Source organism: Trichococcus sp., from assembly GCF_049589555.1.
Lineage (GTDB): Bacteria > Bacillota > Bacilli > Lactobacillales > Aerococcaceae > Trichococcus.
Window position 1 is genome coordinate 1 of record NZ_JBAWAZ010000232.1, and the last position, 1,748, is coordinate 1,748.

Below are 1,748 nucleotides of genomic sequence, written 5' to 3' on the forward strand. Positions count from 1 at the left end.
CTCGGATGGACAGCATTGAATTCTTCCAAGAAATCTTCCCGTAGCTGCATGCGTCTTCTAACCAACTTCGTATAGTCCTTGTCTTCAAAATCGGGATTGAAGCCTTCTACCGGCAGATAGCTGAGATGTGGCGCATCCCCGAATGGGACGAATGCTGCTTTCCCTTCAACGACGCTTTCGATGACGCCCAAAGACACTTCCTTCGGTATTTTTTTACCCATGAAAAACCCAGTATTGATGATGTAGCAGTCTACGTCTTCATGAGCCAACAATTCTTTGAAGCCTTCATAATCCTCAACCAATGGATAAACCCGGAACGGATTTGCGAATGGTTCGATGACCAATTTGTCGGTCGACTCGCCTTTCTTCAGCGTTTCCGCAGTCGTGCGTTTTGTAGCCAGCGTCGTGCCGAATGTTGCAGCCAAGACCGCTTCATCCACCTTGACCAAAGGCGGCAAGGCATCATCCTTCATGATCCAGTAGACAGCATTGATCGGTTCTTCGAACTTATCCACGCGGTTCGGAGTGGAATAGCGTGATTTGACTGTTCGTCCGTTTCCGTTTCGGATATCTTCGGTGACCAGCACAATTTTGCCTTCATGATCCTTCGTCACTCCCACATTCTGAACAGTAACGAAATAGTCCTGTTCAGGGTGATCGGCGGGATAATCCTGGGTTTTATCGAAATAGGAAGGTTCCAACGCGATGGAGGAGCCATCCGTCAAATCGATCAGGAAGGCATCGTCATGCAGCACTTTCACTTCATATTTGTTGTCGTGCTTCGAATGGGTCAGCGTCGATTTGCCTGACCCCGAAAGCCCGAAGAAAGAAGCGACATACGAACCGCCATCAGGCAGTCGGAAGTGTTTTTGACCACCATGGCAAGCAACGAAGCCATTGCGATGGCCGGTTCCCCAAGCAAGCGTCAGTGTGCCTTTTTTGAACTCACCGAAATATTGCATTCCGAGGATGCAGGCAACGTTTTTATCGGGCTCGAAGATAGCCACACCGAGCGGATAATCCGGATGGCGCCAGTCTGGATCCGTATAGATGTAGATATCGCCTTCGTTGTATGCTTTGGAATGGGCATACATTTCCTTATATTCCGGGCTTTCCCACTGGAAGTTCAATAGCCAGGAGTAGAGATTGTTTTCGTTCCCTTCGGGAAAAGCAATGTGCGCCTTGATGATGAAATCTTGATCCAAGCCTACATAGCCTGTTGTTTTATAATAATGGCGAAGTCTGTTTTTGTAGATGACATCCATGACGATGCCTTCAAGGATTTCGTCTTCTTCTTTGTTCTCTCCGATGATCCGTTTGGCGCGGGCTGTACGGCCGATGATCCTCCCGCCGTTTTCGACAAGTACCTTGGCATCATCAGGCAATCCCAATTCTTTAGTATGGAGCACAGGCAGATCGGTCACGACCACACCTGCAGCGTTCAGAGCGAGTTGATAGGCTTCCGTCATGTCCGTAACTTCCTGCATGTTTTTGCCATAAAAAGCTGTTTCGACCGTTGTCCGGAATTTCGTAAGTAAAGGGTTGGACTTCTTTAATTCGGATCTATTGAACGATTCTATAGAAGCCATTTACGTCACCTCTATTATTTGATAGTTCCATTATAATCCAATTTTCGTAAAATGTAACCCCTTTCATCCTGGGATTAGCGAATATTTATTCTTTTTCTATAAAAAAAGTGTTGTTTGTCCTCATGTTAGTTACAAAAACTCTAACAGAATAGTCTAGGG

General features: G+C 46.6%; 1 protein-coding gene. It reads right to left on the reverse strand.

Annotated elements, in window-relative coordinates:
- A partial coding sequence (locus WBV27_RS08755; RefSeq protein ID WP_424201263.1) for a phosphoenolpyruvate carboxykinase (ATP) occupies positions 1–1,589 on the reverse strand: 1,589 nt, incomplete at its 3' end.
- Between the last annotated feature and the right edge of the window lie 159 nt (positions 1,590–1,748).